At 69.0% G+C, this 23,637-nt stretch carries 23 protein-coding genes; 8 read left to right on the forward strand and 15 right to left on the reverse strand.

All coding sequences use genetic code 11. The features are described 5' to 3' along the window. Positions 1–4: 4 nt before the first annotated feature. Positions 5–418, forward strand: coding sequence for a MaoC/PaaZ C-terminal domain-containing protein (locus tag BN1193_RS14185; protein ID WP_040167488.1), 414 nt, complete (start codon positions 5–7; stop codon positions 416–418). Positions 419–485: 67 nt separating this feature from the next. On the opposite strand, the gene BN1193_RS14190 is transcribed toward BN1193_RS14185, so the two are convergent. From BN1193_RS14190 to BN1193_RS14220, 7 genes are all read right to left on the reverse strand, one after another. After that, positions 486–1,694 carry a cytochrome P450 gene (locus tag BN1193_RS14190; protein WP_040167490.1) on the reverse strand — a complete coding sequence of 403 codons (1,209 nt, stop codon included), beginning with the start codon at positions 1,692–1,694 and terminating at the stop codon, positions 486–488. Positions 1,695–1,874: 180 nt separating this feature from the next. Further along, positions 1,875–2,642 (reverse strand): SDR family NAD(P)-dependent oxidoreductase, encoded by a 768-nt coding sequence (locus BN1193_RS14195; RefSeq protein WP_040167491.1) that lies wholly within the window; start codon positions 2,640–2,642, stop codon positions 1,875–1,877. Continuing rightward, positions 2,639–3,790 (reverse strand): acyl-CoA dehydrogenase family protein, encoded by a 1,152-nt coding sequence (locus tag BN1193_RS14200; protein WP_040167493.1) that lies wholly within the window; start codon positions 3,788–3,790, stop codon positions 2,639–2,641. Before BN1193_RS14200 ends, BN1193_RS14195 begins: the two co-directional genes overlap by 4 nt. Positions 3,791–3,799: 9 nt before the next feature. Continuing rightward, positions 3,800–4,564, reverse strand: coding sequence for an SDR family NAD(P)-dependent oxidoreductase (locus tag BN1193_RS14205; RefSeq protein ID WP_040167494.1), 765 nt, complete (start codon positions 4,562–4,564; stop codon positions 3,800–3,802). 28 nt (positions 4,565–4,592) lie between these two features. Beyond that, complete coding sequence (locus BN1193_RS18175) at positions 4,593–5,330, reverse strand: enoyl-CoA hydratase/isomerase family protein (protein WP_040167497.1); 738 nt, start codon at positions 5,328–5,330, stop codon at positions 4,593–4,595. Further along, the gene (locus BN1193_RS14215; RefSeq protein ID WP_094770545.1) at positions 5,327–7,300 is read right to left on the reverse strand and encodes a flavin-containing monooxygenase; all 1,974 of its coding nucleotides are present in this window, start codon (positions 7,298–7,300) and stop codon (positions 5,327–5,329) included. The genes BN1193_RS18175 and BN1193_RS14215 overlap by 4 nt, the downstream gene beginning before the upstream one ends. Then, on the reverse strand, positions 7,297–8,448 hold the full coding sequence (locus BN1193_RS14220; RefSeq protein WP_268259559.1) for an acyl-CoA dehydrogenase family protein: 1,152 nt from the start codon (positions 8,446–8,448) through the stop codon (positions 7,297–7,299). Before BN1193_RS14220 ends, BN1193_RS14215 begins: the two co-directional genes overlap by 4 nt. Before the next feature lie 216 nt (positions 8,449–8,664). Here BN1193_RS14220 and BN1193_RS14225 point away from each other — a divergent pair, with 216 nt between their 5' ends. Further along, positions 8,665–9,555 (forward strand): alpha/beta hydrolase fold domain-containing protein, encoded by an 891-nt coding sequence (locus tag BN1193_RS14225; RefSeq protein ID WP_040167498.1) that lies wholly within the window; start codon positions 8,665–8,667, stop codon positions 9,553–9,555. Between the two features lie 70 nt (positions 9,556–9,625). Here the strand turns inward: BN1193_RS14225 and BN1193_RS14230 are convergent, their stop codons facing one another. After that, positions 9,626–10,399 carry an enoyl-CoA hydratase-related protein gene (locus BN1193_RS14230; RefSeq protein ID WP_040168383.1) on the reverse strand — a complete coding sequence of 258 codons (774 nt, stop codon included), beginning with the start codon at positions 10,397–10,399 and terminating at the stop codon, positions 9,626–9,628. A 217-nt stretch (positions 10,400–10,616) separates the two neighbouring features. On the opposite strand from BN1193_RS14230, the gene BN1193_RS14235 reads away from it, so the two are divergent. After that, on the forward strand, positions 10,617–11,756 hold the full coding sequence (locus BN1193_RS14235; RefSeq protein WP_040167500.1) for a thiolase family protein: 1,140 nt from the start codon (positions 10,617–10,619) through the stop codon (positions 11,754–11,756). A 49-nt stretch (positions 11,757–11,805) separates the two neighbouring features. Here the strand turns inward: BN1193_RS14235 and BN1193_RS14240 are convergent, their stop codons facing one another. Further along, a complete protein-coding gene (locus BN1193_RS14240; protein ID WP_040168384.1) occupies positions 11,806–13,365 on the reverse strand; it encodes a class I adenylate-forming enzyme family protein in 1,560 nt (519 codons plus the stop codon). A gap of 146 nt (positions 13,366–13,511) precedes the next feature. Between BN1193_RS14240 and BN1193_RS14245 the strand changes: the two genes are divergently transcribed. The 5 genes from BN1193_RS14245 (at position 13,512) to BN1193_RS14265 (ending at position 17,585) form a co-directional block, all read left to right on the forward strand. Further along, entirely contained in the window at positions 13,512–14,315 is an 804-nt protein-coding gene (locus tag BN1193_RS14245) for an enoyl-CoA hydratase/isomerase family protein (protein WP_040167501.1), read from the forward strand. A gap of 154 nt (positions 14,316–14,469) precedes the next feature. Then, positions 14,470–15,450 (forward strand): NAD(P)H-dependent flavin oxidoreductase, encoded by a 981-nt coding sequence (locus BN1193_RS14250; RefSeq protein ID WP_040167502.1) that lies wholly within the window; start codon positions 14,470–14,472, stop codon positions 15,448–15,450. 34 nt (positions 15,451–15,484) lie between these two features. Further along, complete coding sequence (locus tag BN1193_RS14255) at positions 15,485–15,949, forward strand: flavodoxin domain-containing protein (RefSeq protein ID WP_040167503.1); 465 nt, start codon at positions 15,485–15,487, stop codon at positions 15,947–15,949. Next, positions 15,946–17,142 (forward strand): NAD(P)/FAD-dependent oxidoreductase, encoded by a 1,197-nt coding sequence (locus BN1193_RS14260; RefSeq protein ID WP_040167504.1) that lies wholly within the window; start codon positions 15,946–15,948, stop codon positions 17,140–17,142. The genes BN1193_RS14255 and BN1193_RS14260 overlap by 4 nt, the downstream gene beginning before the upstream one ends. Beyond that, on the forward strand, positions 17,142–17,585 hold the full coding sequence (locus tag BN1193_RS14265; protein ID WP_040167506.1) for an HtaA domain-containing protein: 444 nt from the start codon (positions 17,142–17,144) through the stop codon (positions 17,583–17,585). The genes BN1193_RS14260 and BN1193_RS14265 overlap by 1 nt, the downstream gene beginning before the upstream one ends. A 13-nt stretch (positions 17,586–17,598) precedes the next feature. Here the strand turns inward: BN1193_RS14265 and BN1193_RS14270 are convergent, their stop codons facing one another. From BN1193_RS14270 to BN1193_RS14290, 6 genes are all read right to left on the reverse strand, one after another. Beyond that, on the reverse strand, positions 17,599–19,143 hold the full coding sequence (locus BN1193_RS14270) for an AMP-binding protein (RefSeq protein ID WP_040167508.1): 1,545 nt from the start codon (positions 19,141–19,143) through the stop codon (positions 17,599–17,601). 53 nt (positions 19,144–19,196) lie between these two features. Continuing rightward, a complete protein-coding gene (locus BN1193_RS14275; RefSeq protein WP_040167509.1) occupies positions 19,197–19,466 on the reverse strand; it encodes a hypothetical protein in 270 nt (89 codons plus the stop codon). Between the two features lies 1 nt (position 19,467). Beyond that, positions 19,468–20,469 carry a phosphotransferase family protein gene (locus tag BN1193_RS14280; RefSeq protein ID WP_040167510.1) on the reverse strand — a complete coding sequence of 334 codons (1,002 nt, stop codon included), beginning with the start codon at positions 20,467–20,469 and terminating at the stop codon, positions 19,468–19,470. Continuing rightward, positions 20,462–21,448, reverse strand: a complete 987-nt coding sequence (locus BN1193_RS18180) for a DUF7064 domain-containing protein (RefSeq protein ID WP_040167511.1) — start codon at positions 21,446–21,448, stop codon at positions 20,462–20,464. Before BN1193_RS18180 ends, BN1193_RS14280 begins: the two co-directional genes overlap by 8 nt. Before the next feature lies 1 nt (position 21,449). Beyond that, a complete protein-coding gene (locus BN1193_RS14285; protein WP_195907877.1) occupies positions 21,450–22,271 on the reverse strand; it encodes an SDR family NAD(P)-dependent oxidoreductase in 822 nt (273 codons plus the stop codon). A 176-nt stretch (positions 22,272–22,447) separates the two neighbouring features. Beyond that, positions 22,448–23,620 (reverse strand): TetR/AcrR family transcriptional regulator, encoded by a 1,173-nt coding sequence (locus BN1193_RS14290; RefSeq protein WP_094770548.1) that lies wholly within the window; start codon positions 23,618–23,620, stop codon positions 22,448–22,450. Positions 23,621–23,637: the final 17 nt, after the last annotated feature.

Genomic DNA, 23,637 nt, shown 5'->3' on the forward strand with positions numbered 1-23,637 from the left:
GGACATGACCGACAGCACCACGACGATCACCGTCGGAGACGCGTTTCCCGCCGTCTCGATCGAACCCATCACCCGGGCAACGCTCGCCCTGTTCGCCGGAGCCAGCGGCGACCACAACCCCATCCACCTCGACAGCGACGTCGCCCACGCCGCCGGACTCGACGACGTCTTCGCACAGGGGATGCTCTCGATGGCGTACCTCGGCCGCGCGCTCACCGAGTGGGTGCCGCAGAGCGCGATCCGCGAGTTCTCCTCGCGCTTCACCGCGATCACCCCCGTGCACGCGCAGCCGACGGTGAGCGGAACCGTCATCGAGATCGCCGACGTCGACGGCGCACGACGGCTGCGAATCGCGCTGTCCGTGATGCTCCAGGACGGCACGCAGAGCCTCGCCGGCGAGGCTCTCGTCGACATCTGATCGTCACTTTTCGCCGAGAACGTGGAGGGGGCGGTGGCGATCATTCGCCACCGCCCCCTCCGGCCTCTCACCAGGCGACGGGCAATTCGTACAGGCCGAAGATCTTCGCGTCGGATTTGACCGCGATCTCGTCCGCCGGAACCGCGAGGCGGAGGGTCGGGATTCGCTCGAGCAGCTTCCGCAGCACGATCTGCAACTCCAGTCGGGCCAACGGCGCACCCATGCAGGTGTGGATGCCGTGCCCGAATGCGAGGTGTCCCTTCGACTCACGCCTGATGTCGAACACGTTCGGGTCGCTGTCCGCGGACTTCGGATCGCGGTCGCCGGCATCGAGTGCGACCATGACCAGGTCGCCGGCGTCGATGACGGTGCCGTTCACCTCGAGCGGCTCCGTGAGCACCCGCGGCAGATTGCCGATGATGTTGAGGTACCGCAGCAGTTCCTCGACGGCCTGCGGCCAGAGGGACGGGTCCGCGTCCAGGAGCGCGCGCTGCTCCGGGTGCTCGAGCAGGGTGTACACGCCCAACGACAGCATGTTGCCCGTCGTCTCGTGACCGGCCATGAGCAGGAGCGTCGCCATGCCGCCGACCTCCACCGCCTCCAGCTCGCCGGAGCGCACGTGGGTGGCGAGCATGCTGATGAGGTCGTCGGACGGGTTCTCGACCTTCTCGACCGTGAGCCCCACCAGGTAGGTCATCACGGCGATGATCGCGTTCTGGACGTCCTCCATCGTGCTGTCCGACGCGAGCACCTTCACGGTCTCCTCCTGAAACCACTCGTGCTTGTCGTACGGCACCCCCAGCAGCTCGCAGATCACGAGCGACGGCAGGGGGAGCGCAAGCTTCTCGACGAGGTCGACCGGCTGCTCGCTCGCGAGCACATCGTCGATCAGGCGGTCGGCGATCCGCTCGATCACGGGGCGCAGCGTCTTGATGTGCCGCGGGGTGAACTCCTTGGCGAGCACGCGGCGCAGTTTCGTGTGCTGCGGCGCGTCCATCGCGAGGAAGAAGCCGGGCATGAGCCCCTCTTCCGATCCGTCGCCGCCGCGCGTCGGATCCGGGATGTTCTGCACGCTCGTGTTCGGGCTGTTGAGTACCGCTCGCACCTCGTCGTAGCCCGTGACGAGCCACGCGGGCGCGAAGCCCTTGAAGTTCACCCGCTCCGGGGCGCCATGCTGATCGACACCGGCGTAGTCCGCGGCCGGCGCGAACGGGTCGGTGCGGATGAACGGGAACGCCGCGACGTCCGCGAGAGGTTCGGTGGATACGCCCGTCATTGGTCTTCTCCTTCTCGTTTCGCGCGCCGCTTCATCGCGGCGTCTGCGGGGAAGGGAGTCCCCCGTTCCCACGCCGACCCTACCAAGGGAGCCACTGCCTGGCTAGAGTCGGCATTCACATTTGTCCTGCGCTTGTGGCTGTGGGCACATGTTCTCTTCTCAACATGAAAGAGTCCAGACTCACGGCACGATGGCGGCTGCCGGACCTCCGCCGTCGACGATGAGGCGTTGCCCCGTGACGTAGGACATCGTTGCGTCCGCAAGCGCGACCACCGCGTCGGCGATGTCCTCCGGCCGGCACACCCGGCCGAACGGATAGCGGGCGTCGAGGTCGGCGGCCTGCCGACTGCCGGCCGAGGCGCGCACCAGTCGGTCGCCCATGTCCGTTGCGACCAGACCCGGAGCGACGACGTTCACACGGATCCCGTGTACCCGTTCCTCGAGCGCGAGCACGCGGGCGACCGCATCGAGCGCGGTCTTCGACACGGCGTACGGGCCACTGCCCGCCGGCTGGGTGTCGCTCACCGTGCTGCCGACGAAGACGAAGGATCCCGAACCCGCCGCGCGCATCGCCGGCAGGACGGTCGCCGCGAGCTCGACGTTCGACAGGACGGAGACGGCGAACAATCGCTCGTACTCGCCGCGCGCACTGTCGGTGACACTCTGTCCGCGCGATGCCTGCCCGGCGTTGCCGACGACCACGTCGGGCGTCCCGACCCGTTCGAGTGCGCGCTCGCCGAGACGTCGCGCCTCACCTTCGACGGCCAGGTCGGCGGCGACGGCCGTCACCGAGCGCCCCGACGAGGAGGACAGCGAACGCGCGAGCTCTTCGGCGGCCGCCACTTCCCTCCGGTAGGAGAACACGACGTCGTACCCCTGCCCGGCGAGGCGCTCGACGATCGCGCGTCCGACACCCCGCGAGCCGCCCGTGACGATCGCCGCGCTCATGCCGGAACGCTCCGAGTGAGGTCACGTCCGACGATGTCGAGCATGATCGCCGACGCCCCACCGTAGATGCGCTGGATCCGCGCGTCCCGCCACATCCGGGAGATGGGGTACTCGTCCATGTAGCCGTATCCGCCGAACAGCTGGAGCGCCTCGTCGAGCACGCGCCCCTCCAACTCGGTCGCCCAGTACTTCGCGCCCGCAGCCTCGGCGGCGCTGAGCTCGCCCGCATTGAGGGCGAGGATGCAGCGGTCCACGTGACTTCCGGCCACTTCGACGGCGGTGTGGAGTTCGGCGAGCGTGTGCCGCACGACCTGATGCTCAGCGAGCGGCTTGCCGAACGTCGTCCGTGTCGTCGCGTGTTCCACGGCCAGCGCGAGCCCGCGCCGCGCCGACGCGACGGCGTTGACGGCGATCGACAGGCGCTCCCGCGGCAGGTTTCGCTTGACGATGTCGAAAGCGCGCCCGCGCTCGCCGATGATGTTCGCGACGGGGACGCGGCAGTCCGAGAAGGCGAGCTCGGCGGTGTCCTGCGCCATCCGCCCGGCCTTGACGAGCGGCGTGCCGCGCGTGAAGCCCGGCGTGCCGCCCTCCACGGCGACGAGCGTGAGACCGCGCCCATCGCCCTCTCCGGTGCGGACGAGGGCGATCACGAGGTCGGCTTGCGACCCGTTCGTGATGAAGGTCTTGGACCCATCGATCACGACCTCGTCGCCCTCGATCCGGCCCTTGGTCTGGATTGCCGCCAGGTCGGATCCGGCACCGGGTTCCGTCATCGCGATCGCGGTGACGGTCGTGCCCTCGACGAAGCCGGGGAGCCAGCGCTCCTGCTGCTCTTCGGTCGCGTACTCCACGAGGTAGGGCGCCACGATGTCGTTGTGGAGCGAGAAGTTGTCGCCGGCCATGCCGGACAGCGCAGTCTCCTCGACGACCACGGCGTTGTAGCGGAAATCGGCGATGCCGAGTCCGCCGAATCGTTCGGGAGCCTCGAAGCCGAGGAACCCGAGGGCTCCGGCCTTCGGCCAGAACGTCCGGTCTACGACATGTTCCGCCTCCCACTCCCGCGCGTGCGGGACGGCCTCCACATCGAGGAACCGCCGGAACGACCGCCGGAACTCCTCGTGCTCCTCTTCGAAGATCTCTCTGTTCACGATGCGCCCTCAGCCCAGACGCGTCGCCGCGTCGAGTCGGACGATCTCGCCGTTGAGGAGCGTGACCTCCATGAAGCACTTCACGAGCGTGGCGAAGTCAGCGGCGGTGCCGAGGCGCTTCGGGAACGTGTGGATATCGAGCAGCTTCTCGCGCCGCTCCGGATCGGTGCCGGCGAGCATGCCGGTGTCCATGATCGACGGCGCAACGGTCATCACGCGCACGCCGAGCACGGCGAGGTCGCGCGCGAGCTGGAGAGTGAGCGCGGCGAGCGCGCCCTTCGAGGCCGTGTACGCGGCCTGGCCGACTTGACCCTCGAGCCCGGCGGCCGACGAGACGTTGACGATGAGACCGCGTTCGCCGTCCTCGCCGGGCTCGTTCGCGCTCATCACGCGCGCCGCGTGCCGCACGACGTCGAATGCGCCGGTGAGGTTGATATCGAGCGTCTTCGCGAACGTGTCGAGCGGGAACATCTCCCCCCTGCGGTTCACGACGCGCGCGGCCGGGCTCACCCCGGCGCTGTTGACCGCGAGCGTGATGCCGCCGAAGCGGTCGACGGCGGCGGCGAAGCCGGCCTCGACCTGGTCCGGATCGCTCACGTCAACGGGGACGAACAGCGCGTTCTCCCCCAGCTCGGCGGCGACGGCCGCACCGTCGCTGCTCGCGAGGTCGGCGATGACGACCCGTCCGCCACCGGCGATCACCATCTCCGCCACGCCGCGTCCAAGGCCGCTCGCGCCGCCCGTGACGAAGGCGATCGTGCCCTTCACCTGCATGATGTCTCCTTCTCGGCCCCCCGGGCCGTCACTTGTCCAGAAATGCCCGCAGCCCGGCGACGGTGGCCGGGTCGGCGAGGAGGTCGGCGAACAGCTCGCGCTCGAGCGCGAGTCCGGCGTCGAGGTCACCCACGTACCTCGTGGCGCGCGTCGCCGCGTGCACGGCGGCCGGCGCGTAGCCGTCGATGCGCGCCGCCATCGCCTCCGCCGCGAGCACGGGGTCGTCGCCGATCATGTTGACCAGCCCCGCGGCGTGCGCCTCGGACGCCGGAACGAGGCGGCCCGTGAGCACCCACTCCCGGGCGATGCCACGCGGGATCCGCCGCGGCAGACGCTGGGTCCCCCCGGCTCCGGGAATCAGCCCGAGCCTGACCTCGGGCACGCCGAACCGGGAGCGCGGCGATGCGATCACGATGTCGCAGCACAGCAGGACTTCCAAGCCGCCACCGGCCGCGACGCCGTCGACGGCGGCGTTCACCGGCACCGGCAGCGCGTCCAGGTCGGCGAAGACCCGGTCCGTCAGGCTGAGGTGACGCTCGACCGCGGCCGCGTCGCCGACCACGGCGAGCAGTTCGCGGATGTCGCCGCCGGCGAGGAAGCTGGAACCGGTCGCCGCGGTGAGGACCAGGACGCGCGCATCGGACGCGGCGACGCGCGCGATCGCGACGGCCAGTTCGCCGAGCACGGCCGCGCTGAGCGCGTTGACCGGCGGGTTGTCGATGTGCAGTCGGGCGACGGACCCCAGCTCGAGCGCGACGTGGCTCACGAGGCGTCCGCCTCTCCCACGACGAACGCGGCGCGGTCGCCATCGTGCAACCGCCGCCAGTACTCGGGCACGCGCCACGGCGAATTCGTCACGACGCGCCCGGCTGCGTTGCGATAGTAGTTCTTCACTCCCTCGACGCCGTACGCCATCCGCGCGTTCGCCGCGTCGAGCTCGACGTTGTACTGCTCGCACACCTCCGGCCGGACCTCGATCCAGGCGAGGTCCTGCGCGACGAGGTCCGTGATGAGGTCGACGATGTAGTGCGCCTGCGCCTCGCCGATCGTGAAGTAGCTGCCGCCGGGCGGATTCGCGTTCGGTCCGAACATGGCGAACATGTTCGGGAAGCCGGGCGTCGTGACGCCGAGGTAGGCCCGCGCGTCCTCGGGGTCCCACTGGTCGGTGGCGCGGCCCACGACCGTCATCGGAGCGAGCATCCTCTGCTGCTCGAACCCCGTGCACAGCACGACGACATCCACGTCGACGCGACGGCCGTCGGTCGTGATGATCCCGTCCGTCGTGAACTCCGCGATCCCCGCCCGAACCAACTCGACGTGCGGCTGCTGGAGGGTCCGGAACCACCCGTTGTCGATCAACAGCCGCTTTCCCATCACCGGATAGTCCGGAGTGACGAGCGGAATGAGGTCGGGGCGGTCCGCGAGCTGCGCGTGCAGGTAGCCGAGCAGAAGCGACCGGAAGGCCTGGTTGGTCCCGCTGACGGAGCCCGTCGACCGATCCCAATCCGCGTCGACGACCTGCAGCGGATAGAGGCGATCGGTGTACAGCCAGTAGAGCTGCGCGCGCCACCAGTGTCGGTAGAACGGCACGTTGTCACACAGCCACGCGTCAGCCTCCTCAGGCCGACCGAAGTACTCCGAGTGCGGCAGCACCCACTGCGGCGTGCGCTGCAGGACGGTCAGCTCGGCGACGTCGTCGGCGATCGCACACACCAACTGCATCGACGTCGCCCCACTGCCGAGGACCGCCACCCGCTTGCCCGTGAGGTCCAGATCGTCCTGCCACTGGGCGGAGTGCACGACAGGACCACGGAACAGCTCGCGGCCGGGGAACGCCGGGATCTGCGGACGATTGTGGATCCCCACCGCACTGATCACGGCGTTCGCGCGATGCTCACGCGTGCCGGCCTCGTCGATGATCGTCAACACCCACTCCGCGGCGTCCTCGTCCCAGCGCATCCCGGCGACCTCGGTACTCAGTCGCACGTCCGCGAGCAGGTCGCGGTCTCGGGCGAACGCGCCGAGGTATTCCTTGAGTTCGGGCTGCCGAGTGAAGTTCTCGGGCCAGTTGTGCGGTGCGTACGAGACGGAATAGAAGTCACTCGGGATGTCGACGCGGACACCCGGGTAGCTGTTCTCCCACCACGTGCCCCCGACACCGTCGTTCTTCTCGAAGACCGTGCACGGCACACCGGCCGCCCGGAGTCGGTCGAGCGCCAGCAGGCCCGAGACGCCCGCACCGATCACGGCCACGGAGAACCCCGACGTCCGGGCGGCGACCGCCGCCCGGACGTCGGGTACGGGGTGGCGGGCGAAACCGCTCTGCTCGGCCACGAGCGGAGCGACGTCGTCCGGGACGTCCTCGCCGACGAGAGTGTTCATGATGCGGTGCACGAGCGCGTCATCGGGCGCGGAGATGACCGGGGCCGTCCCCGCGTAGTACGCGCGCAACGCGGCCGCGGCGGCGGCACGCACCTCCCCCTGCACGACGGGATCGAGCCGTCCGTCGCGCGGGGTCTCGTAGCCGCGGGAGCGCGCCGGACGGTAGCGGTCCGTCAACCAGCGCTCATCGCCGGTGAGCTGCACGAGCACGCCCAGCAGCGCGGGGATCCGCGCCCGGGACAGCGCGTCATCCAGCGCCGCGTCATCCACCGAGTCGGTCCGGGGTGAGGTCATGGTCATGGTCTCCTGCGTGGGATCGAACGGCGCGTGCCGCGCTCCGGCGACGGCGCTCACAGCCCCATCCCCTTCGCCACGACCTGCTTCAGGATCTCGGTCGTGCCCCCGTAGATCCGGGTGATCCGGGAGTCGATGAAGGCCTTGGCGATCGGATATTCGCTCATGTAGCCGTAGCCGCCGAATAACTGCAGGCAGCGGTCGACGGTGCGCCCCTGCAGTTCGGACGCCCACCATTTCGCCTCGGCCGCCTCGGCCGCGGAGAGTTCACCGGCGAGGTGTGCGCGGATGCAGTCGTCGATGAACGACTGGGTCACGTCGACTTCCGTCTGCAGTTCCGCCAGTTGGAACCGCGAGTTCTGGAATTGTCCGATCGGACGACCGAACGCCGTGCGCTCTCGGACGTACTCGACCGTCCCGACGACCGCCTGACGAGCAACCGCGAGTGCCTCGATGGCGATACCGAGCCGTTCCTGCGCCAGCTTCGCGGTGAGGCTGCGAAACCCGCCGCCGATCTCTCCCAGCGTGTTCGCGACCGGGACGCGCACCTGGTCGAAGAACAGTTCTGCGGTGTCCTGCGCGTGCAGCCCCAGCTTGTGCAGAGGCGTGCCGCGCGTGAAGCCGGGCATGTCCCGTTCGATCACGATGAGGGTGAGCCCGCCGTGCGCGTCACCCGCATCGGTGCGAACCGCGGTGACGACGAGGTCGGCGTTGATGCCGTTCGAGATGAAGGTCTTGCTCCCCGTCACGATCCAGTCGTCGCCGTCGCGCTCCGCCGTCGTGCGGATGCCGGCGAGGTCGGAACCGGCACCCGGCTCCGTCATCGCCACCGCGGTGATCAACTCGCCCGCGGCGAGACCGGGGAACCAGCGGGCGCGCTGGGCGTCGTCGGCGAGGGCCAGGAAGTAGGGCAGAACGATGTCGTTGTGCGTCGCGATGCCGAGCGCGGCGCCGGCGACTCCGGACGCGCCGATCTCTTCGGCGATCACCGCGTTGTAGCGGAAGTCGTCCAGCCCCAGGCCGCCGTACTCCTCCGGCACCGCGAAGCCGACGAAGCCCGCCTCTGCGGCGCGAGCGAACAGCTCGCGCGGCACGCCCTTGGCTGCTTCCCACTCGTCGAGATGCGGGGTCAGTTCGCGATCGACGAAGCCGCGGAACGCCTGCCGGAACTCCTCGTGCTCAACGTCGTAGACGCGCCGGCGAATCATGCCGTGCCCTTCGGCGAGCGATACCGCCCTGCTGCTCGATGCATTTCCGACTCCATCGTCCATTCGTGCGACCCGTTCGCCGATGTCCGACGGGTGCGCATTAAGTGAACACTAGTTCTAGTGCATACAACGTGTCAATCTAGATAGAATCGGCGTTGGATGATTCTGGCGTTAACCGGAAATCTGACCGTGAAGCTGAGAAAGCACGAGGATGCGATGACAAGGTCACCCGAGGTCGAACGGGCCGAAGAACTCTTCCGCACCGTCTTCCCGCCGCGCCCGGAGGAGACCACGGCGCGCTTCCGGGAGCGCTACGACCGCATGCTGGACGGCTTCCCGATCGACGACGCACTTCCACCCGCCGAGCTCGACCTCGGCGATGTCCGCACCGTGGCGGTCGGATCGGCCGATGGCCCGGTCGTGGTCTGGCTGCACGGCGGTGGGTACGTCATCGGTAGCCCAGAGGCGTATCTGCGCCACGCACAGGCGATCGCTCGTGCGATCGACGGGCTGGTCATCCTCCCCGACTACCGACTCGCACCGGAGCACCGCCACCCCGCCGCGGTGGACGACGCCGAGGCCGTCGTACGCGCGGCGATCGAACGCTGGGGAGCTGCGCGGGTGGTCGTCGCCGGCGATTCCGCGGGTGGCGCGCTCGCGTTGGCGTCACTGCTTCGTCTTCGGGCGACCGGCGCGCGACTCCCCGCCGCAGCCGTGCTCTACTCGCCCCTCGCCGACCTCACCGGAACCGCGTCCTCCCTGCAGCGGGTCACGGACGACCCGGCGGTCGACGCGCGCTCCATCGCGATGGTGCGCCGGTTCTATCTCGGCGACGTCGCACCCGACCACCCCGAGGTCTCCCCCGCACTCACGGATCTCTCCGGACTTCCGCCGACCCTCGTGGTCGTGGGCGGCCACGAGGCACTCCTCGATGACGCGGTGACGACGACGCGCGCTCTCGCGGTCGGCGGCGGCGCGGTCCGCCTGGAGGTCGCACCGGACATGTGCCACGTCTACCCGCTCTTCGCGGCTTTCCTCCCCGAGGCACAGCGCGCGCTGGAGCTGACCGGCACGTTCGTCCGGGAGCACACCGCACCCGCATCCTGAGATGGTCGGGCCGCGGCCACCACCTGCGTCACCGCGCCTGTCGCTCGCCGTCGCCGCGAGCGGTGGATCGTCAGCGACCCTGGAAGTTCGGGGTGCGCTTCTCGCCGAAGGCCGCCACCCCCTCGCGGACGTCCTCCGTCGCCAACAGCCGGGTCTGATTCACCGTCTCGTGATCGAGCACAGCACGCAGGTTCGGAAGCGTGGCGGCGGTGATGGCCGCCCGGGTCGCCGCGAGCGCCAACGGCGCGCCCGCAGCGAAGCGCGCCGCCACCTCGTGTGCGCGTTCGAGCGGGGATCCCTCCTCCACCAGTTCGCTCGCCAGACCCCACTCCAGCGCGAGTGGCCCGTGCACGCGCTCGGCCGTGAGCGCCATGCGCATCGCCCGCAGGCGCCCGGCGGACGCCGCGATCGTCGCGGTGGATCCGCCGTCCGGCATCAAGCCGATCGGCGTGAACGCCAACATGAAGAACGACGACTTCGCCATCACCACGTAGTCGCACGCCAGCGCGAGCGAGACCCCGACGCCGACGGCAGGACCCGCGACGGCGGCGATGGACGGAACGCGCGAATGGGCGAGTTCGTAGATGATCTCGTTCATCTCATCCAGCGGACCGTTCGAAGAGATCCCGTCGCCGGAATCCTGGATGTCGGCGCCGGCCGAGAAGGCACGGTCACCACCCGTCACGATGATCGCCCGCGCCGTGTCCTGCGCCGAGCGGATCGCGGCCAGGATACCGAAGCCGATCCGCTTGTTGAAGGCGTTCAAAGCCTCCGGGCGATTCAGGCGGATCTCCATCACGCCCGTCGCGTCCATGTTGACGAGGAGCGGTTCGTGTTCTGCCATGGTGTTCACCTCCGGAACGGACGCATCGCGTCCACGTGATGCGTCACGGCGGGCGCCGTGAATCACGATTCTATTGTTGAACACGCGGGGCGCAAGACGAGAATCGCAGTATCCGCGTAACTTGCTTGGAAAACGTGCGGTATTCTGACCGAATGCGGCGTCGCATCGGTGCGCCGGCGTGAATCTTGCTTACAGCGATAACTTCCGAGGAGATACCGTGAGAGACGCAGTCATCGTCGCAGCTCGACGTACACCGATCGGCAAGCGCAACGGCGCCCTCGCCGGGGTCCACCCTGTCGACCTGTCCGCCATCGTGCTCGCCGACCTCGCGGCCACGGCCGGCATCGATTCCGCCGTCATCGACGACGTGATCTGGGGCTGCGTCACCCAGGGCGGCGAACAGACCGGTGACATCGCGCGGACGGCGGCCCTCGCCGCAGGGTATGCCGAGAGCGTCACCGGCGTGACCGTCGACCGGCAGTGCGGCTCGTCTCAGCAGGCGTTGCACTTCGCCGCCGCAGGCATCGTCGCGGGCCAGTACGACGTCGTGGTCGCCGGTGGCGTCGAGTCGATGTCACGCAACCCGATGTTCTCGGCCGCTCAGGGCAAGGACTACCTCGGGCCGCGCTACACCGCGCGCTACCCGGAGCCTCCGAGCCAGGGCCTCGGTGCTGAGACGATGGCCGAGCGCTGGGGCTTCAGTCGGGCGGACGTCGACACCTTCGCGCTCGAGTCCCACGCGAAGGCGGAGCGCGCCGTTTCGGACGGCCGATTCCTGGGGCAGATCGTCCCGGTGCAGACCGAGCAGGGAATCGTCACGGCCGACCAGGGGATCCGCCCCGGCGGCACGCTGGAGTCTCTCGGCGCGCTGAACCCGGTGTTCCGCGAAGACGGTGTGATCCATGCCGGCAATTCGTCGCAGATCTCGGACGGGTCGGCGGCCCTGCTGATGATGAGCGGCCAAAAGGCGGAGGAGTTCGGCCTCACTCCCCTCGTGCGCGTGCACACCGCGGTCCTCGCGGGCGACGACCCCGTTGTGATGCTCACGGCCCCGATACCCGCGACCCGGAAGGCGCTCGCGAAGTCGGGGCTCACGATCGACGACATCGGCGCGTTCGAGGTCAACGAGGCGTTCGCGCCCGTCCCACTGGCGTGGCTCGCCGAGCTCGGCGCGGATGCGTCGCGGCTGAACCCGAACGGTGGTGCGATCGCGCTCGGCCACCCCCTCGGCGCTTCGGGAGCGCGTCTTGCGACGACACTTGTGCACCACATGGTCGACAACGGAATCCGCTACGGACTCCAGACGATGTGCGAGGGTGGCGGACAGGCCAACGCCACGATCTTCGAACTGCTCTGACCGGCGGTGGACGTGACGGGGGTCGTGCTTCGCGCACGACCCCCGGTCGTCACACCTGACGTCCTGCCGCAGCCCAGTACGGCTCGCGCAGCGTGCGCTTCAGGATCTTCCCGGCGATGTTGCGCGGCAGCTCGGCCACGATGTCCACCGACGTCGGCGCCTTGTAGTGGGCGAGCTGTGATCGACAGTGCGCGATGAGCGCGTCGACGTCGACCACCGCACCCGGCAGGGGCACCACGACCGCCTTCACCGTCTCTCCCCAGCGGTCGTCCGGAACACCGATGATGACGGCTTCGAGCACCCCCGGGTATTGCGCGAGGACGCGTTCGACCTCCGGGCTGTAGACGTTCTCCCCGCCCGTGATGACCATGTCCTTCAGTCGATCCTCGACGAAGATGTAGCCGTCCTCGTCCATCCGCCCGACGTCCCCGGTCCGGATCCAGCCGTCGTCGGTGATGAGCTCACGGGTCGCGTCCGGTCGGTGAAGGTAGCCGGGTGTCGCCTGCACCGTGCGGAACCACAGCTCGCCGGCGGCTCCGCGCCTGACCTCGTCCAATGTTTCGACGTCCACCACCTTCGCCTCGACTCCGGGGATCGACCGGCCGACCGAGACCAACCGCTCCGGCCGGGCGGTGTCGCGATGGTCCGCATCGTGCAGATAGGTCGCCACACCGGCGAGCTCCGTCATGCCGTAGCAGTGCATGAACACCGTGGTCGGCCATGCCGCGATCGCGGCGTCGAGGACCGGCTTCGGCATCGGCATGGCGCCGTAGATGAAGACGTCGAGCTGCGCGAAACGCGCGAGCCGCTCGGGCCCGGCCTGGATCAGTTGAGCCACCACGGCGGGCACCAGGAAGACGTGCGTCGCACCGGCGTCAAGCCCGGCCTCCAGAGCGTCCAGACTGACCTCGCGGACGAAGAACGACGCCAGACCGATCGCCTGGGAGACCAGGGCGGTCGAGGTCCCACCGACGTGGAACATCGGCGACGCGAGGATCATCATGCCGCCGGGCGTCCCGGGGATCTCGGCGGCGTTCCGCAGCATGTAGCCGACGTAGTTCCGGTGTGTGAGCCGCACGCCCTTCGGCCGCCCGCTCGTTCCGGAGCTGTACAGGATCACGCAGGTGTCGTCCTCGTCCGCCGCCGGCGCCGCGTCCAGCCGCGCGCCCCGCGCGACCCAGGCGTCGAACTCGTCGTTCGGGCCGCCGACGACGACGACCTCCGGTCCGCCCGGGACGGAACGGAGCCGAGCGATCACCGACGTGAACTCCCCGCCGACGAACACCATCCGCGCCCCGGAATCATCGAGCGCGTAGTCCAACTCGTCCGCGCTCAGGCGCCAGTTGAGGATCGCGACCGCCGCACCGAGCAGACCGCAGCCGAGGGCCAACTGCGTCGCCGCCGGGTGGTTCTTGTCCACGAAAGCGACGACGTCGCCGCGCGAGATCCCGCTCGTCCGCAGCGCACCGGCCGTGCGCTGCACGCCCTCCCATGCCTGCGACCACGTCCAATCTCGATCGCCGAGCACCCAGCAGAGCCCCTCCGGCGTCGCGGCGGCGCGATCCCGGAGAATGTCGTGGATGAAAGTCGGCTCAGAACCTGCGGACATCATTCCCCCTCTTCATCGAAGTGTTTAATGATAACTCCACCGCGCGTTGCCCGGAAGCTCTTATGATTACCGCAGAGAACAACCGATGTGTGAATCACGACTTCGCCCGTCGATTCGCCAGTCGACACCGAAGAAGTGAGGCCACCATGTCAGCGCTCCGCTCCGGACCCCGAGTGACCACGGACCTCGACGGCGGCGTGGGCATCATCCGCCTCAACCAGCCGGAGAAGCACAACGCGATCGACGCGGCCCTCGTCCGCGAGCTCCTCGACGCGACGCGCAGCCTCGGTGACGACCCGGAGTGCCGGGTCGTCATCCTCACCGGGAACGGACCGTCGTTCTGCAGTGGCATGGATCTGTCCCAACCGATGGGCGACCCCGCGCTCGGGCCCGTGCGGGGCGCCGACGTCGCAATGCGCGGCTCGGTGACGTTCTGCCTCGCGCTGCGTGAGATCCCGCAGCCTGTCATCGCGGCGGTGTCGGGACATGCGGTGGGCGCTGGGTTCGCGTTCGCCGCCCTGAGCGACCTGCGGATCGTCGCCCCGGACGCCCGATTCAACGCGGTGTTCACTCGAATCGGCATGTCGGCCGGCGACCTCGGCATCTCGTGGATCCTGCCGCGCCTCATCGGCTTCACGGCCGCCGCCGACGTCTTCTTCCGAGCGCGGACGCTGAGCGGCACCGAGGCGCTCGAGCTCGGGTTCGCGACCGAGGTCGCTGACGATCCGCTCGCCCGCGCGCGCGAGGTCGCCGCGGAGATCGCGGAACGCGCGCCGCTCGGCGTCCTGCACACCAAGCAACTGCTCAACGCCAGCCTGCAGGTGGGCGCGCTTCGCGAGCACATGGAGACGGAGCGCCGCACCCAGGTGCTGCTCTCCTTCAGCGAAGACTACGCGGAGGCGGCGGTCGCGTTCCATCAGAAGCGGGAGCCGAAGTTCACCGGTCGGTGAATAGTGCCTCTGGTTGAAGAGCCACGAGATGCGCGCCACTGAGGCCGAGAATACGAATTCTTGCCGACCGCTTGGCGCAATTTGTTATTCGTGCTTCTATTGAGTCAGTCATCGGAGCGGTCCGTCCGCCTCGATCCGTCGCAAGGGAGCACCCGTGATCAGCACGCGCATCACCGAACTGCTGGGCATCGAGAAGCCGATCGTTCAGGGCGGCATGATGTACGTCGGCGTGGCCGAACTCGCCTCCGCCGTCTCCAACGCCGGGGGGCTCGGCATCCTCACGGCCCTCACGCAACCGACCCCCGAAGATCTGCGCCGTGAGATCCGTCGCACGCGCGAGCTCACCGACCGCCCCTTCGGCGTCAACCTGACGATCCTGCCGACGATCACGCCAGTGCCCTACGGCGACTACGTCGACGTCATCCTCGACGAGGGGGTCCGGATCGTTGAGACGGCCGGCTCGAACCCGGAGCCGTACCTGCCGCGCTTCAAGGAGCACGACGTCGTCGTCATGCACAAGTGCACCGCGGTCCGCCACGCACTGAAGGCCGAACGGGTCGGTGTCGACGCGGTGAGCATCGACGGCTTCGAGTGCGCCGGGCATCCGGGCGAGGACGACGTCCCCGGGCTCGTGCTGATCCCGGCCGCGGCCGACAAGCTGACGATCCCGTTCATCGCGTCGGGCGGCTTCGCCGATGGCCGCGGACTCGCCGCCGCACTCGCCCTCGGCGCTGACGGCGTCAACATGGGCACGCGCTTCGTCGCGACCGCCGAGTCGCCGGTTCACCCGCTGGTCAAACAGGCCATCGTCGATGGGACGGAGCTCGACACCATCCTCGCCTTCCGTCCGCTGCGCAACACGGCACGGGTGCGCCGCAATGCCGTGTCCGTCGAAGCCGTCGACATCCTCGCGCGCGGCGGCGAGTTCGCCGACGTGCAGCACCTCGTCGCGGGCAGCCGGGGCAAGACCGTGTTCACGACCGGCGATATCGAGGCGGGCCAGTGGACGGTGGGCATGTCGCAGGCGCTCGTGCACGACGTGCCGACCTGCGCCGAGCTCCTCGAACGCATCGTCACGGACGCCGAGGACATCTTCCGTCGCCGCCTGGCCGGGCTCGTCCTGGTGGCGCAGTAGAACAAGACCGACCTTCGGATTCAAAGGAGAACCGATGAAGATCACGATCATGTACGGCACGGAGTCCGGCGAGAGCGAGCTCGCCGCGGAGGAGATCCGGGACGCATTGCTGGAGCTGCACGACGCGACGATCGTCAACATGGAGGACGTCGACGTCGACGCGATCGACGTGACCGACTTCCATCTCGTCGTGTGCTCCACCTACGGCGAGGGCGAGCTGCCGGCGAGCGCGCGGCCGTTCCACGCGGCTCTCTCCGCGAACCGCCCGGACCTCACCGGCCTGCGTTACGCCGTCCTGGGCCGGGGTGACCGCACGTACGCCGAGACGTACAGCCGCGGCAGCGAGCACGTCGACGAGCTGCTCCGCGAACTCGGCGCGACCAGGATCGGCGAGTACGGCCGCGAGGACGCCAGCGACTGGAACGCGCCGGACGACCTCGCCGCGCAGTGGGCGCTCAGCACTGTTGCCGCCTTCGACGCCCTGGTGACGGCCGCATGACCATCGTGATCGCCGGCGGCGGCCTGAGCGCGCTGCGCAGCGCGGAGGACCTCCGCCGTCGCGGCTACGCCGACAGGATCGTCGTCATCGGCGCCGAGCAGGAACCGCCCTACAACCGTCCGCCACTGTCGAAGGAACTGCTCTGGGGCGGCGCGACAGCGGCCGACCTCGCCTTCGGCGTCAGCGAGGGATCCGACGACATCGAGTGGCTGCTCGGCCGCAGCGTGGCCGCGGCCGACCTCACCGCACGCAACGTCGTCCTCGACGACGGCGAGATGATCGGCTTCGACGGGCTCGTCGCCGCCACCGGCGTCACCTCCCGGCGTCTCGACATCCCCGGCCCCACGCGCGGTCGTATCGGACTGCGCACGCTCGCCGAGGCCGAGTCCGTCCGCGCCGCGCTCGTGCCGGGAGCCCGCATCGTGTGCCTGGGTGCCGGTTTCATCGGCTGCGAAGTGGCCCGAACCGCACGCGCGCTCGGCTGCGAGGTCGACGTCGTCGCACTCGACCCCGTGCCGCTGGCGATCCCGCTCGGGCCCGTCGCGGGTGCGGAGCTGCGGCGTCGGCACGAGGCTGCCGGAATCCGCTTCCACCTCGGGCGAACCGTCGCGGAGACGGTCGGCGACGAGTGCATCGAAGGCGTCGTGTTGAGCGATGGCACGCGGCTGCCCGCGGACCTGCTGCTCGAGACGGTCGGCTCCGTGCCGAATACGAGCTGGCTGCACGGCAACGGGGCGGACCTCCAGAACGGCGTACTCACCGACGAGTGGCTGCGCGTCGACGGCCGCCCGGGCATCGTGGCCGTCGGAGACGTGGCTCGCTTCGCCAACCCGCTCTTCGACGCTCCCGCGCTGCGGATCGAACACTGGCAGACGGCCATCGACACAGCGGCGTTCGCGACCGCGACCCTCATGCACGATCTCGGTCTGAGCACGGACGCACCGGCACCGGTGAGCATCATGCCCTGGTTCTGGTCGGATCAGGGCGACCTGCGGCTGACGTCGTACGGCATGCTGGGCCTCGCCGACGAGACCGAGATCGTCGAGGGCGAACTCGACGGCGAGTGCGCCATCGCCTACCGCCGCGACGGCGAAGTCGTCGGCTACCTGCTGATCGGGATGAAGCAGAAGGGCGCCCGCTACAAGCGTCAGCTCGGGAAGGAGCGTGCCGCGCTCCGCGCGGCCGCCGTCTGATGGGCGCGCCCGGCCTGTACTGGGCCCTGAAGTCGCGTTTCGTCGACTATGTCTCGCGGATGCCGGACGGCACGATCGATGCGTCGGGTGTCACGGCCGGGGCGGTGCGCGCATTCCACTTCGCGCCGGACGAAGGGACCGCGCATCCGGACGTGCGGCGGTTCCGCGGCCATGTCCAGTTCGTGGGCCACGCGGGCTTTCTCCGCGTGCGACTCGAGGACCCCGCCCTGCGCCGCACGTCGGATGACGGCGCGCTGCTGACGGTTCGAGACGCGATCGGCGGCGCACGGATCGACCTCGTTCAGCTCCGTCTCGTACCGGGTCCGGACGACGCGCTCACGCGTGGGGTCGACGTCCGGCTGCTGTCGACCGCCGTCGACCTGTTCGGCGGTTCTTACCCCGTCGACGAGCCTTTCGACGACCTCGTCATTCTGCGCTCCTGAACCGCCGCCCGATTCAGACGCCGGCCACCGGTCGTTCGCGGTAGCGGGCGGCGAGTTCCTTCTTCTGCAGCTTCCCGACGGCCGTCCGCGGCAACCGCTCGACGAACTCGTAGCGCCGCGGACGCTTGAAGCGCGCGATGTTCCTGAGGCAGTACTCGTCGAGAAGGCGCGCTGCCTCCTCAGGAGAGCCGGTCGGGTCGACGAGTTCGACGACGGCCATCACCGACTCCCCCAGGTCGTCATCCGGCACACCGAACACGGCGGCATCCGCCACAGCCGGGTGTCCGATGAGGAGATCCTCGATCTCCTGCGGGTAGATGTTGACCCCACCCGCGATGATGACGAACGCGTCGCGGTCGACGAGGTAGATGAAGCCATCGTTGTCCACGTACCCGAGGTCGCCGGTCGACGTCGAGGCGCCGCCGGTGCGACGGGCGGAGGCCGTCTTCTCCTCATCGCCGAAGTAGACGAAGCTGCCGGCGCCGGAGAAGCAGACCTCACCGACCTCGCCGGTCGGTACTTCGTGCCCCGCCTTGTCGAGGATGCGCACTTCACCGACGGCGGCCTTGCCCACCGTTCCGGGATGTGCCGCCCAGTCCTCCGGGCTGCACATCGTGCCACCGATGGCCTCGGTGTTGCCGTAGTTGTTCCACAGCACCGCACCCATCCAATCCGTGATGCCTTCACGGACGGAGGGTGGGCAGGGTGCTGCAGAGCTGATCAGGACCTCGAGCGAGGACGTGTCGTACGCCGCCTTCGTCTCCTCGCTCAGCTGGAGCATACGGTTGAGCATCGTCGGCACGACGATGCTGTGCGTGACCCGCGCTTCGTCCACGACGCCGAGGAAGCGCTCCGCATCGAAGCGCTCCATCACGGTCACGGTCGCGCCGCACCGGAGGGCGCACGCCAGCGTCGCCTGCGGGCCGGAGTGGTACAGCGGGCCGGGGAGGAGGAAGGACATGAACTCGCGGAAGCGATAGGCCTCAGCGGTCGCCTTCCAGATCGGGAGCGGTTCACGCGGGTCGCCATCCGGCATCGGCCGCTGGATGCCCTTCGGACGTCCGGTCGTGCCCGACGAATACAGCATCGCGACGCCGAGCTTCGGATCGTCGACCAGATCACCGGAGTACGCGCTCATCGCTTCCGCGAGCGATTCGAAGCCCTCCGGAGCCACGTCGCTCGCGATCAGCCACCGCTGCACGCGGGGGGACGATGCGCGCAGTTCCTCGGCGATCGGCGCCATCGCGGCGGAGATGATGACCACGCGCGCCGTGCTGTTTTCGACGATCCACGACGCCTCGCCACCCGTCAGGTGGTAGTTGACCGGCGTGAAGTACAGACCGGTGCGTTCAGCGGCGGCCATCGCGACGGCGAGGGTGATGGAGTTCTCGAAGATGAACGCGACGTGGTCGCCGCGCTCGAGGCCGCTCGCGCGGAAGAGCCGGGCGAGCTGGTTCGCGCGGAACTCGTAGTCCCGATAGGTGATGCTCTCGCCGGTTCCGGCGATCACGATCGCCGGGGCGTCCGGGATCCGCTGTGCGTAGTCGGCGGCGAACATCCTTGACTCACTTCCTTGTGGGTTGGTCCAGCACGGTGCGGACGTGGTCCGCCTCAGTCGCCCGTGACCGCTCGGCGATAGTGCAGCGAGACCTGCCGGGCGCGGAGTCCGTCGATCGATTCGCGGAGGTCCGCGGCGGTCGTCGTCGAAGCGGCGTCCTCGTTCCCGTCGACCAACGCGACGTCGACGGCGAGATTGTTCAAGAGGCCGATCGACGCCCACAACTGCCCGCGGGCGTGCGTGTCGGTGACGGTCGGCGTGACGATCTCCTCGAGCGATCGCGCGATCGCGGTCAGGGCATCCGCCGTGGCGATGTAGTCCATGTCATCTCCTCCCGGCGATGAGGGCGTCGGCTCGTTCGATCTTGCGCAGCGCGATGCTCGCGACGGCACGGTTGGTGTAGCACGACATCATCGGGCGTACGTCGGTGTACCGCCCGTCGGCGATCAGGGACACCGCCTTCGAGTCCATACACATCTTCGACCAGGCGGCCGCAACCTCCCACCACAGCAGGCGCTCCCGATCGATCGGAGCACCGGTGGCCTCGGCGTAGTCGGCGAGGAACTGCTCGCGGGTGAGCAGGCCCATCACCAGATCTCCGTCCTCGACCGTGCCGACGAGCGACCAACCGAGGTCGAAGTACGGATCGCCGTACCCCGATTCCTCCCAATCGAGCACGGCTGCGAGCGCACCGTCCGCTCCGAACATCATGTTCGCCAGGCGGTAGTCGCCGTGCACGACGGAGAGCGTCGTGGACGCAGGCAGCGGGTGCGAACGCAGCCAGTCGTGGAGGTAGCGGTGATAGGCGGGCAGGACGATCGGCGCACCGTCGAGGGATTGCTCCCACCGCCGCAGCACGGCGTCGGGCGTCTTCTCCGGCGCCCAGGCCAACTCCGCCCGCGCGGTCGGCTCGGCGCCCATCGCGTGGATCCGAGCGAGCGTGGCGACGTAGACCTCCGCCATTTCCTGCTTCCGCTCATCCGACAGCCCGTGCGCTCCGTCCTGGATCGCGACCCCGTCGATGACCCGGGTGCCGAAGAACGAGCGGTCCAGGACCTGTCCGGTCTCTTCCACGAAGAGCACCTCGGGCACCGCCAGGCCCCGAGCGCGCACCCAGGAGATGAGGCGCGCCTCCGCGGGCGGATCGTACGGCTCCAGCGGCCCGAACCGCGGCGGGATGCGCACGACGGCGGCGTCAGCACCATCCGCCGCATAGAGCAGGGTGGTCTGGGACATCCCTCCGGAGAGCGTCCGACGGGACAGGGCGGACGGTGCCCGCCCCAGGACGGCGGCGACGTGCGTGTCGACGACGCTCAGTTCATCCACGGAGCATCGCCTCCCGCCGCTCGCGCTGCACCCGGGTGATGTCGTCGTGCCACTGCACCTCTCCGTATCCGGTGCGACCGGCCCATTCCGCATCGAACAGGTCGAGGACGAGCAGGATGTTCTGTCCGCCATCGATCTCGGCACCGGCTCGGGACGTGCCGGCGATCTCGTAGGCGTCGCCCTGATCATCCACGACGCGGTAGGTGATCCGGTGGGTCCGGAACCCGCGTCGCTGGTGCTCGACCTCAGCGCTGCGCAGTCGCCGAGCCTCGCCACCCACGAGGACGTACCCGTTGCTGACGACGGCGCGGCCGTCGCGCTCCGCGGTGTGCGTCAGCAGCGTCAGCTCCTCGCCGAAATGGAAGAGGTCGAAGGTCCCGATCCCGTTCCGATACTCGGCGCGCGGGCTCCACGAGTGGTCGCGGTTCGCGATGCAGTCGACGTCGTGGCTGACACCGTCGATCGTGAGCGTGCCGCGCACGCGCATGGTCTGGTCGATGTGTCCGACCGGCTCGTCGCCGGCACGGTCCTCGGGCGCCGTGCCGCGCGTCCGGTGGAAGGCTGTGAACCCGCGTTCCGCACCGGTGATGGCGGTGAAGTCCAGTCCCACCGGCGCCATCAGCGCTTCGGCTTCCAGCGTCGCCTGCATGCGTCCGCACTTGGAGGCGTATGAGATCCGGTAGCGGTCCGGCGCGGGCGTGCCCTTCACCGAGATTCCGGAGGCGAGCGCATAGTCGCCGAGCCGGTCACCGGCGATCGGGACATGGTACTGCGTGTCCACGAAGTCCATGTCGAGGACGGACGCGCTGTCCCGCGAGAACGCGTAGACCTTTGTCGACGCGACCTCGAGGTTGACGCGGAATCCGACCCAGAAATGCACCCGGATGCCGTCGTCGGTGACGAACGAGAACCAGTTCGTCTCCAGCCACCGCGGATCGCGGTAGGCCGGTCGAGTGAAGTCGGCGTATCCCCTGGCCACGTCAGTACCCCCCGCTGCAGGTGAGGATCTCGCCCGTGATGAAGTCGGACTCGGGGAGCGTCAGAAGGTAGACGGCACCCGCCGCATCTTCCACCGTACCGAGGCGACCGAGGGGCGCGAGCCGTTCCGCTTCCGCGATCAGGCGAGCGTCCACGCCCACCGAGACGGCGTGGTCGCCCACGGCGATCGGTTCATTCTCTTCGGGCGGGGCTGTCAGCCGGGTCTGGATGACGCCGAACGCGACCGCGTTGACGGTGACGTTGTACCGCCCCCACTCCTGCGCGAGGCTGCGGGTGAGCCCGATGACCCCCGCCTTCGCCGTGGAATAGTTGATCTGTCCCGCGTGGCCGACCGTACCGGCACGCGAGGTGATGTTGACCACCTTGCGGCAGCGCGCGACGCCGTTCGCCGCCCGCTCCGCCTTCGCGGCCCGGCTGATCACCGGCTGCGCGGCGCGCAGGATGCGGAACGGGGCCGTGACATGGACATCCGCCATCGCCTGCCATTGCTCGTCGGTCGTCTTCTGCAACACCGCGTCCCAGGTGTAGCCCGCATTGTTGACGATGATGTCGACCCCGCCGAACGCGTCCACCGCGGCCCGGACGAACCGGTCGCCGAACGTGGGGTCCACGATGTCGCCGGCGACGCCGACGGCGCTTCCACCAAGGGCCTCCACGTCGGCGATGAGCACATCCAGATCGCCCGGGGCCAGGTCGTTCGCGACGATCCGAGCGCCCTCGCCGGCGAGCTTGAGAGCGAGTGCACGACCGATGCCGCGTCCCGCTCCCGTGATCAATGCCACGCGATCGTCCAGCTTGCCCATGCCCACTCCATCGTGTCGAATCTGCGATCAGTTAATCACAATTCTAGCGAGAGTGCGACTAGTTCCTTCCTGTTCGTGCTTTCCGGACGTAAGCGTGAGTCTCTACTGCACCCCATCGCGTCAAGGTCGAAGTGTGGGAGACCCCAGCGCGACAGCGGGGTCAGCGGCCCCGGAGCTCAGTCGGCGCCCAGCAGGATCGCCCGCGAGATGGCACGCAACTCGGCGTCAATGTCGGCGCGATCGCGAACTCGCGCGATCTGCACGAGCTCGGCGACGACCGTGAGCGCAGCCTGCACGCGAAGCCGCGCAACCGCGAGCGACATGTCCGGACGGACTGCGCGCAGGGCACGGATCCACTCCTCGCCGTACTCCTCCTCGATCCGATAGATCTCTCGACGCTGCTCGACAGGAAGGTAGATGCGGTCGGCGGCGACGATGCCGAGCAGGCGCCCATGCGGACCGAGGGCGAGGTCGCAGTGGGCGTCGACGAGCAGCGAGAGGTCGTCCCCGTCGTGCTCGGTCGTGAGCCGGTGGGCGAGAACGAACTGTGCTCCCTCGGCGCCACGCTTCACGACCGCGTACAGCAGGTCGGTCTTGCTCGCGAAGTGCTGATAGACGGTTGCGAGCGCGTTACCGGAGCGCTCCGCGACCTGCTCGATGCTCACCGCGTAATATCCCTCCACCGCGAACAGCTCGGTCGCCGCCTCGATGATCCGTTCGCGCCGACCGGCCGGAATGCGCACGGCCAGCTCATGTTTCGCCGACCCGGTGGGTCGCAGCTCGATCGCGACCACGGCATCGAGCATGGCCCGCAGTTCGGCCTCCTGCTGCTGTTCATCCAGCGCGTAGCGGCCGGTGCCCGCGGCGGAGAACACGGAGAGCACCGCCCAGCTCAGGACGCCTCGCTCCGCGGATGCGAGGTCGGGGCGGCGAGTCGCCACGATGGCCTCAGTCCCGGCCAGCGCGTCGCGCATCCGGTTCCGGAACTCCTCCGCGCCCTCACCGACGAGATGCCGCCGCTCGCGGCGCCAGAGGTGGGCGTTCGGCGATTCGAACACGAGGTGTCCGAGCGCGCGGGTGAGCGCGTCCCACTGCTCCGTTTCGGGCCGCACCTCACGCGCGGCCGCGACGACGTCCGCGACGGCGGCGAGCTGTCCGGTCAGCGCGGCGGAGAGGATGGCCTGCTTGTTGGCGAAATGCCGGTAGACGGCGGGACCGGTCAGACCGACCGCTCCCGCGATGTCGTCCATGCTCACATTGTGGAAGCCGCGGTCCTGGAACAGGCCGACCGATACGGTGAGCAGCTGATCGCGACGCTTACCGCTGACTGTGCGGGTACCACCTGCCACGAGAGACCTGTCTTTCC

The organism is Microbacterium gorillae, assembly GCF_000826185.2.
GTDB classification, from domain to species: domain Bacteria; phylum Actinomycetota; class Actinomycetes; order Actinomycetales; family Microbacteriaceae; genus Microbacterium; species Microbacterium gorillae.

Coding starts and splice junctions, on each gene's coding strand:
- BN1193_RS14185 (WP_040167488.1), top strand. CDS start 5: ATGACCGACAGCACCACGACGATCACCGTCGGAGACGCGTTTCCCGCC.
- BN1193_RS14195 (WP_040167491.1), bottom strand. CDS start 2,642: ATGAGCGCGGCGATCGTCACGGGCGGCTCGCGGGGTGTCGGACGCGCG.
- BN1193_RS14205 (WP_040167494.1), bottom strand. CDS start 4,564: ATGCAGGTGAAGGGCACGATCGCCTTCGTCACGGGCGGCGCGAGCGGC.
- BN1193_RS14245 (WP_040167501.1), top strand. CDS start 13,512: ATGTCAGCGCTCCGCTCCGGACCCCGAGTGACCACGGACCTCGACGGC.
- BN1193_RS14240 (WP_040168384.1), bottom strand. CDS start 13,365: ATGTCCGCAGGTTCTGAGCCGACTTTCATCCACGACATTCTCCGGGAT.
- BN1193_RS14260 (WP_040167504.1), top strand. CDS start 15,946: ATGACCATCGTGATCGCCGGCGGCGGCCTGAGCGCGCTGCGCAGCGCG.
- BN1193_RS14225 (WP_040167498.1), top strand. CDS start 8,665: ATGACAAGGTCACCCGAGGTCGAACGGGCCGAAGAACTCTTCCGCACC.
- BN1193_RS14220 (WP_268259559.1), bottom strand. CDS start 8,448: ATGATTCGCCGGCGCGTCTACGACGTTGAGCACGAGGAGTTCCGGCAG.
- BN1193_RS14275 (WP_040167509.1), bottom strand. CDS start 19,466: ATGGACTACATCGCCACGGCGGATGCCCTGACCGCGATCGCGCGATCG.
- BN1193_RS14230 (WP_040168383.1), bottom strand. CDS start 10,399: ATGGCAGAACACGAACCGCTCCTCGTCAACATGGACGCGACGGGCGTG.
- BN1193_RS14255 (WP_040167503.1), top strand. CDS start 15,485: ATGAAGATCACGATCATGTACGGCACGGAGTCCGGCGAGAGCGAGCTC.
- BN1193_RS14285 (WP_195907877.1), bottom strand. CDS start 22,271: ATGGGCAAGCTGGACGATCGCGTGGCATTGATCACGGGAGCGGGACGC.
- BN1193_RS14190 (WP_040167490.1), bottom strand. CDS start 1,694: ATGACGGGCGTATCCACCGAACCTCTCGCGGACGTCGCGGCGTTCCCG.
- BN1193_RS14265 (WP_040167506.1), top strand. CDS start 17,142: ATGGGCGCGCCCGGCCTGTACTGGGCCCTGAAGTCGCGTTTCGTCGAC.
- BN1193_RS14270 (WP_040167508.1), bottom strand. CDS start 19,143: ATGTTCGCCGCCGACTACGCACAGCGGATCCCGGACGCCCCGGCGATC.